Here is a 7,994-nt window from a genome sequence, read left to right on the forward strand (position 1 = left end):
ATGACCGCTGCGCCCACACCTTCATGTCCGCCATCTGCCTCGCCGCCACCGTCCTCTTCTGGATCAAGGAGGCCTGAGCCTAGATGGATAAATTCGGCCTTTAGCTTTTCTTCCTACACAGAAGATGGTGGCGCAACGCCTGGATTGGCGAGGCCTATTCGATCTTGCCTGCCGCAGAGCCGGGCAGCAGCCCTGATCCCTGAGTCCCAAGATAAGCGATAAGATCCGCACGATCCCACGCACTGCTTATCCCTTGGAAGAACATCCGCGTTCCAGGCGCGAACTGATCTGGATTGTGCAGCCATGCATCCATTCGCTCGGCATCCCATCGGCCGCCCACCGAGCGCAGCGCGTATGTGTAGCCGAACCGCGTGCGGGCGTCTGCGACAGGCGCGCCGAGTATCCCGTAAAGATTTGGCCCGTTGCGATCGGGGGCGCCTTTTCCAATCGGGTGGCAGGCGGCGCATGAACGGAACAGCCTGGCTCCACGTTCGGCATCGGCGTGAGCCAGCAGGTCTGTGACCGAGGCGTTCGGGATCAACGGCCTCTCGGGTTCTCCCCGATCTGGCCAGAAGCCAAAGACACCGATCCCCAAGGCCGCGGCACAGGTGAGGGCTGCCGCGGGGTAGGCCCACCGCATCTCGATCGCTCCTTTTGCGAAGCGCCGGAACTAGTTTACCAGTGCAGCGCGTCCCGCCTCGGCGATGACGGTGTCGTGCTGCGGCGTTTCGGCGGAAACACCGATGGCACCAACCACCTGGCCCTCTGCAACAAGCGGCAGGCCGCCTGCCATCATGACGAAGCGGGAGGTGATGGCTGCGGGGCGCTGGCCGTTGATCGCCTCCTCGAAAGCACTGGTCGGGCGGCGGAACATGGCCGCTGTCCGTGCCTTGCCGGCGGCAATCTCTGCTGCGGCGGGTCCTGCCCCATCCAGGCGCGCCATTGCCAGCAGGGCACCGCCTGCGTCCGTCACGGCAATGGCGCCGACCCAGCCCTGCTTCCGCGCTTCTGCCTCCGCCGCCGATAGGACCGTCCGGGCCGCGTCAAGGTTCAGGACAGGATGGCGCGGCAGTTCCGCAGCACTCACCAGGGTAGCGGGCATCAACAGGGGCAAGGCAACGAGGAGGTGGCGCAGGGACATGGTGTTTCTCCCAGAAAAGGGGCCGGTTGTGGTGGCCTACGGTACGCGGATTGGACGCGGGGGCTTGATTCCCAGCCGAGGAACGTTCCGCGCCTGATGAGCGTCAGGCCGGGCGCCGGTCCGTATTCTCGGGCGGAGCGGCGGACTGCTGCCTGGGGGCGGCCATACCAAAACGGGCTTCCTCGGCCTTGAAGAAATACTGGCTGGCCACCAGCCATCCCTTCAGCGGCCGCAGGGGCGGAATGCAGGTCAGCAGCATGAATGGCAATGTGGTGACCAGATGCACCCAGTTAGCAGGCGCAAATTTTGCCTCGAGCCAGAGCGCCAGAATGACGCTGGGTACGCAGGCGAAGCAGATCACAAAGAAGGCGGGGCCGTCGGCGGGGTCGGCGTAGGAGTAGTCCAGCCCGCATACCTCGCAATGCGGCCGCAGCTTGAGAAAGCCATTGAACAGATGCCCCTGGCCACAGCGCGGGCACCGGCCGTGTACGCCCGTCCTGAAAGGGGGAAGAGGCGGCCACTCTTGCTCGGACGACATCGCGTGTTCCTTTGTGGAGGCCATGCTCAGCAATGCCTGCATATAGGCCAGATCTGTATGTTGACGGCTAGCTTAGGATGCCTGCATTGATGCATTCAATGCGGCAAAATGCCTCATACAATGAGAGACGAGAGGGCCGGTGCCTCCGCCAGCAGGTCCGCGACCTGCTGAAGGGCCACGCGGAGGCCCTGCCGGTTCCGCGCGGCACCCAGGCCGATCCGCACCGCCTCAGGCGGCGCCGATACGGCAAAGGCATCGCTGCCGACGGTTCCGATGCCGTCCAGGCGCAGGCGCGCGGTGAACTCGCCCCGGGTCCAGTCCTCGGGCATGCAGAGCCACAGATGGAAGGCGGCAGGATCGGCCGCGACCTGAGCCACCGGCAGCGTTGCCATGGCAATCGCATGCCGCGCCGCCGTTTCCCGCCGGATGGCTGCCACAACCTTCGTGGCCGTGCCATTGCCGATCCAGCGCGTCGCCAGCGCCATGGTCAGTGGCGAGACCATGCCCGTGGTTGCCCTGATAGCTGCCGCAAGCCGCGGGAACTGACGGGGTTCGGGCACAACGAGGTAGGCCACGCGGAGTGCTGGCGAGACGGATTTGGCGAGGCCCGAGACGTGGAACACGGCATCCGGAGCCAGTGCCGCCAGTGGTGGCGGCGCATCGGGCGCCAAGGCGCCGTAGGCATCATCCTCGATGATGGGCACGCGGTACTGGCGAGCGATGGCCACCAGTGCCTTGCGCCGCTCCAGCGGCATCGTCGCGGTGGTCGGGTTATGCAGGGTGGGGGTGCAATAAAGCGCCTTCGGGCGTTGGGTTCTGCAAGCGCCTTCAAAGGCATCGGGCAACAGGCCGGCGCCATCCATGGCCACCGGGGCCAGCCGCAGCCGTAAATGCGCGGCCAGGCTACGAAAGCCCGGATAGGTCAATGCCTCGCAACAGAGGGTGTCGCCTGGTTCGCACAGCACACTGAGCAAGGCCAGCAGAGCACCTTGCGCGCCTGCACAGACCAGCACCCGCTCAGGCGCCACGGTTAGCCGGCCCGCCAGCCAAGTGGCTCCGGCCTGACGGTCAGCTTGGCTACCGCCAGCCTGCTCATAGCGAAGGAGGAGGCTCAGCTCTAATTCTGTGGCGAAGGCACTGATATCGCGCTGCAGATCACCTTCCAGGTCCTGCTCCTCCGGAAGTGGCGGCGCATTCATCCGGAGGTCGGTGGAACGGGTGGGCTGCCGGGTTTCTGGCTCCGATGGCAACGTCGTGCGGCTCGCACGCACGAAGGTACCCTGGCCGACCCGCCCTTCCACCAGGCCGCGCCGGGCCGCCTCGGCATAGGCGCGCGTGACGGTGGTGAAATCGACGCCCAGCCTTTCGGCAAGTTGGCGCTGCGGAGGCAGGCGGGCGCCCCCGGTGACACGGCCAGCCTGGATGTCCCTCTCCAGGGCATCCGCAATAGAGCGGTACACCGGCCCTGCCGCGCGATCGACGGCAGTTGTCCAAGCCAGATCGTCAGTGGAGCGGGACACGCCTCAACCTTTTTCCATACAATGCTTTATCGTAGCCCTTTATTGTATGCATTCAAGGTTATAATCGTTGTGCTCGGCCGTTGAGCCTGGAACTCCTTGAAGAGCTTGAATTTGGAACAGGGCAACTCCTTTCGCCGCTCGCCTCTTACAGGTGGTCACGAATACTGTATGACCAAAGGCCGCGAACTTGCCGCCGGAGTTTGTTGTTTCCACAAGGGGAGTGCCGGCAAGCCGACCGCGACTGAACGTCCGCTGCGTGGTCTATAAGATCAGATAAGCAGTGGCCTTTGGGCACGCCAAAGTCGAATTCCGGCACGAAGCAATAACAGCGACGCCTCCGCGGGCACCAAGCCCCTCAGCGTTTGGCTGCCAGGCAATGTGGATCGATGCGACACACGCGGAGCACCCGCTGCCTTTGCTGCCCTTTCCTCTCCACGAGTGACAACTGACGCGCCGGATATCAACACAGCCTTACAACCTCCCTAACGGCTACCGTTGTGCTGGGTGGGTTGCCATCTTGTTGTCCGGCTCTGACATAGGTCAGCAGGACGATTGGAGAGATAAGATGGACAATACTCCGGGCTACTCTGTGCCCAAGGTCTGGGTCTGGGACGAGAAGAATGGCGGGGCCTTCGCCAGCATAAACCGCCCCACAGCCGGTGCGAGGCACGAAAAGCCCCTGCCCGTCGGGCGTCATCCACTGCAGCTCTACTCCTTGGGCACCCCCAATGGCGTGAAGGTCACCATCATGCTCGAAGAGCTGCTGGCGGCGGGGCACAGCGGTGCCGAATATGACGCCTGGCTGATCGAGATCGGCAAGGGTGATCAGTTCGGCAGCGGCTTCGTGGAAGTGAACCCCAATTCCAAGATCCCTGCCCTTATGGACCGTAGTGGTCCGGAGCCGGTGCGCGTGTTCGAATCCGGCGCTATCCTGGTTTACCTCGCGGAGAAGTTCGGTGCCTTCCTCCCGCGGGAGGGCGCTGCCCGGGCGGAGTGCCTGTCCTGGCTGTTCTGGCAGGTGGGGAGCGGCCCCTTCGTCGGCGGCGGCTTCGGCCACTTCTATGCCTACGCACCCGAGAAGTTCGAGTACCCGATTAACCGCTTCGCCATGGAAACCAAGCGGCAGCTTGACGTTCTGGACCAGCGGCTGGCCGTCAGCGAATACGTCGCGGGGCCGGAGTTCACGATCGCGGATATGGCGATCTGGCCGTGGTACGGCCTGCTCGCCAAGGGCGAGCTTTATGGCGCCGGGGAATTCCTCCAGGTGCAGGAGTACCACAACCTCCAACGTTGGACGGCACAGGTCGGCTCACGGCCGGCGGTGCAGCGCGGGGCCAAGGTGAACCGCGTCAATGGCGATCCGTCCCGGCAACTTCGCGAGAGGCACGATGCCAGCGACTTCGCCGCTGTCATCGGCCAGGCAAGCTCACCGTCATCCTGAAGCGGAAGGGCAGATGGGAAGAAGCCTAGGGGCCGTCTTGGCCTGATCGCTCCCGGACACCAGGCCAGCCTTGCTGCGGCCCTGGTGTCTGCCGATGTGCAACCCGGCCACTGAGCGGGTGAGGACATCAACGGCAAGTAAGCCGCATCGCCTTCAGAGCCACTGTTAAGAGGCCGGACCAACTGCATGCCCGGCGAGGCTGGCAACGGTGTGGGCGGTCTGGCGGCTCGCCCTCGCCGGGCATGCCAGTATGGCACTGCCGGCGAAGCCCGGCTTATACTGCTCGAAAACTTCTCGTGCTTGGTCACCGCGCCTGGAGGGACCGGGCGCGGAATGGCTGGCACTGGTGAGCACGGTGCGGAGCATGTTCATGAACTCATGCCCTGATCGATGCTGCCGTGGCAGCGTGCCGTGTTTGATGAGAAGGCGCCCTTCATTCTGTCGATCAGCGGCTTAGTTCTGTAGGGCATCATAAGGGATGCCTGACTGCCCTCCCTTGCCTTGCACATGCTGTCCACCCGGTCATCCACAGCTCTGTCCCCGCAAACTGGGGACAAGTCTCTGCCATGGTGGGCAGGCCGTGACCCTCAGCGCAGTGCCAAGTCCTCGAGATAGGCATCCAGCGGGTAGAAGCGGCTGGCCACCGCCTGCAATTCCCGGCTGGCGTGCGACCAGTAAAGCAGCGTCACCTCGAAGCCATCCTGTACCAGTTGCCGTACCATCGGCTCGTAGTCCCCGTCGCCGGCCACCAAGGTGATGCGGTCCCTCCCCGGCTGTCCCAGCAGGTAGGAGTCACGGCAGATGCGAGTGACCACGCCGGTATCGACCCGCTTCTCCTTGCCGGAGGCAGCGCGCTCCACCACCCGCACCTCGAAACCTGCCGCGCCGGCATGCGGCCAGAGAGCCTCATTGCCGTCGGTGACCGAACCGAATACCACCGCTCGCACCGGCTCCTCCAGCTGCCGCAGCAGCGTCATCAGGCGATGGAAGTCGAGGCGATAACTGAAGTCAGGACTGCTCCGCTGGTTGACCTCGGCAAGGCTGCGGGCCCAGCCGCGCGCAACGGCGCTGACCTTCTGTGCCTCGATGAACAGGTTGCTGCAGTCGACATAGGCCAGATGCACGGTGGTGCCTTGCTGTGTTGGTTCTGGCTGCTCTCTGCCGGGATGATAGCCCAGCTGGCTGGTGGCGAGAACGGACTCGGCCTCCTGTTGCCCGGTGGGGCAGAAGAGCGCCGACGCAGCGATGCCCCTCCTGCCATGGCGGCAGTCAGAGTGCCTCGTCCGCCGTCTGCTTTTGCCGGCTGCTTCGGAGGGAGATCAGGCTTACCAAGCCGAATCCCGCCAATTGGGCTGCCACGAGCAGGAAGGCCAGGGTGTAGCTGCCGCTCCAGCTGACCAGCAGAGTAAAGACCAGCGGCCCGCAGATCGACCCCACGAAGCCGAAGAGGCTGGCGGCCGAGGTGACATCGCTGACCAGGTGCAGCGGAGCGATGCGGGCGAGTTCCGCCATATGCACGCCATTCCAGCCAATGGCGACGAAGCCGACCAGCGCCGCACAGCCATAGAGCGCCCATGGCGCGTGACCACTGGCCAGGACGAGCAGTGCCACCGCCAGCGCGGAGGCCACCGCCTGCCAGGCCAAGTGCCTTAGGGCATGTCCCGTGCGATCGGCAACCCAGCCCATGAGGATGCGGCCCAGCATACTGCAGCCCTGCATCAGCGCCACAATGCGCCCGGCCTCGGCCAAGGACGCACCGTGGCGGGTGACGGCATAGGTGGCGGTGAAGGCCATCAGGCAGGCTTGCACCACGGAGAAGGACGCGCCGAGGGCAGTGAGCAGCGGCAGGGATGCGTGCGCGCGTAAGGTGCTGACGGAGCGCAGCACCATAGTGGGCGAGAGCAGTGAGCGCGCCCAGCCCGGCCGGCTTGCGCCTTCCTCACCATCCAGCCGCCGGCGGAAGGGCTGCACCGCCAGGATGGTGCAGAGGGTCACGGCGATCACCGCCCACAGCGCCGTTGTCAGGCCCTGCGCCACAACCAGCGGCGCCAGCACCAGGCCCGCCAACGCGCCGCCCAAGGGCACACCGGCCTGCTTGATCGAGAAGATCAGCGCGCGGTGCCGGGCAGGCGCGGTGCGGATCAGGATCTGGCTACCAGCCGGCGTGTTCGGCCCCGCGCCGAAACCGATTGCAAGGGCACCAAACAGCCCGAGCAGGCCCAGCGGCTGCGACAGCACGAGCAGGCCCAGTGCCATGCCGGCCAGCCCGATCTGCAGCGTGCGGACCGGCCCATGGTGCGCCAGCATCGGCCCGCCACAAGCCAGGCACCAGCAAATGCCAGCCGAGGTCATGGCGGAGACAAGGCCGATGCTTTCCAGCGGCAGGCCGGCGCGGCCCATCAGTGGCGGCCCCAGCAGGGGGATGGCAAGGCTGGAGAAGGAACTGACAGTCTGAACGATCAGGGTCGCGACCAGGGCGCTGACCCATAGAGGCACTCTCAATGTCTGCTTCCGCCCTTCTGCCGCCCGATCCCGCACGTAGCCAGGCCTTGGCAAGATTGTGCCGGACATGCGCCATTTTGCCTAGGTCATGCTGCGCGGCACGCGCCGAAGAAGCGGAGCGAAGCCGCTTCCAATCCGGCTCTGCATCGCTGAAGCAGTGTCAGCCCGTGTATGGAAGGGGCTCCGCAAGATGCTTATCCCTAAGCTCAGCGATACCGACCTAAAGCAGAGTGGAGTTGATGCGTCTTCCTTCACTTCAGGATGGCAAAACCACGGTGCTGGAATGCAGAACCCACCTTGCCGTAACAATGGTGGCCGGTCCAATCAGTAAAGCGCCGTGGCGGCAAGACCGGAATGAGCGCAAAGGCATTTGAACTTTCCTTCAAGTGGAGGTTCGCCATCTGCTCGCGCTAGGTAGGGGCCTCATTCAGCTCCGGTCTGTGACGGCGGCGATCAGCGCGAGTGCGGCAAGATAGTTCTGGGCGAGCGGTCGTAGCGGGTGGCGGGGCGCCGCCAGTTCTTCAGGCGGCAGAACAGGCGCTCGATCTGGTTGCGGCGCCGATAGGCCTGGCGGTGGAGTGGGGAGGGCTTGGTGCGGGTGACCGTGGAAGGGATGACGGCTTTGATGCGGCGCTCTTTGAGCCAGCGGCGCAGGCTCTCCGCGTCATAGGCCTGGTCGGCAATGAGGCGCTTCGGTGCGGTGACGGCCCGGAGCCGCGGCAGGGCATGCTGATGTCGGCGATGTTGCCTGGCGTCAGCGCGCAGGCGAGGGACTGTCAGGAATTTCGTGTGCGGCGGAGCGGTTGAACATGCTCAGGCCATGGCGCGAGTGAAGCGCTCGCCGAACAGAAC

Annotated in this window: 7 protein-coding genes and 1 pseudogene; 1 reads left to right on the plus strand and 7 read right to left on the minus strand. The window is 64.8% G+C overall.

Annotation, left to right across the window (positions count from 1 at the left end; genetic code table 11):
• Positions 1 to 154 precede the first annotated feature (154 nt).
• The 4 genes from EBE87_RS27025 to EBE87_RS27040 all read right to left on the minus strand — a co-directional run bounded on the left by EBE87_RS27025 (position 155) and on the right by EBE87_RS27040 (position 3,199).
• Positions 155 to 640, minus strand: coding sequence for a c-type cytochrome (locus EBE87_RS27025; RefSeq protein ID WP_120640567.1), 486 nt, complete (start codon positions 638 to 640; stop codon positions 155 to 157).
• A 30-nt stretch (positions 641 to 670) separates the two neighbouring features.
• Positions 671 to 1,141 carry a GlcG/HbpS family heme-binding protein gene (locus EBE87_RS27030; RefSeq protein ID WP_120640566.1) on the minus strand — a complete coding sequence of 157 codons (471 nt, stop codon included), beginning with the start codon at positions 1,139 to 1,141 and terminating at the stop codon, positions 671 to 673.
• A 103-nt stretch (positions 1,142 to 1,244) separates the two neighbouring features.
• On the minus strand, positions 1,245 to 1,679 hold the full coding sequence (locus EBE87_RS27035) for a DUF983 domain-containing protein (protein WP_120640565.1): 435 nt from the start codon (positions 1,677 to 1,679) through the stop codon (positions 1,245 to 1,247).
• Between the two features lie 113 nt (positions 1,680 to 1,792).
• Positions 1,793 to 3,199, minus strand: coding sequence for an aminotransferase-like domain-containing protein (locus EBE87_RS27040; protein ID WP_120640564.1), 1,407 nt, complete (start codon positions 3,197 to 3,199; stop codon positions 1,793 to 1,795).
• Positions 3,200 to 3,764: 565 nt separating this feature from the next.
• Here EBE87_RS27040 and yghU point away from each other — a divergent pair.
• On the plus strand, positions 3,765 to 4,640 hold the full coding sequence (gene yghU, locus EBE87_RS27045; RefSeq protein ID WP_120640563.1) for a glutathione-dependent disulfide-bond oxidoreductase: 876 nt from the start codon (positions 3,765 to 3,767) through the stop codon (positions 4,638 to 4,640).
• A gap of 587 nt (positions 4,641 to 5,227) precedes the next feature.
• On the opposite strand, the gene EBE87_RS27050 is transcribed toward yghU, so the two are convergent.
• From EBE87_RS27050 to EBE87_RS30625, 3 genes and pseudogenes are all read right to left on the minus strand, one after another.
• Positions 5,228 to 5,764, minus strand: a complete 537-nt coding sequence (locus EBE87_RS27050; protein ID WP_158601038.1) for an NYN domain-containing protein — start codon at positions 5,762 to 5,764, stop codon at positions 5,228 to 5,230.
• Between the two features lie 145 nt (positions 5,765 to 5,909).
• Positions 5,910 to 7,136 (minus strand): MFS transporter, encoded by a 1,227-nt coding sequence (locus EBE87_RS27055; protein ID WP_158601037.1) that lies wholly within the window; start codon positions 7,134 to 7,136, stop codon positions 5,910 to 5,912.
• A gap of 433 nt (positions 7,137 to 7,569) precedes the next feature.
• A pseudogene (locus EBE87_RS30625) lies at positions 7,570 to 7,922 on the minus strand (transposase).
• Between the last annotated feature and the right edge of the window lie 72 nt (positions 7,923 to 7,994).

Origin of the sequence: Teichococcus wenyumeiae, from assembly GCF_003696345.1 — a bacterium.
GTDB classification, from domain to species: Bacteria; Pseudomonadota; Alphaproteobacteria; order Acetobacterales; family Acetobacteraceae; genus Pseudoroseomonas; species Pseudoroseomonas wenyumeiae.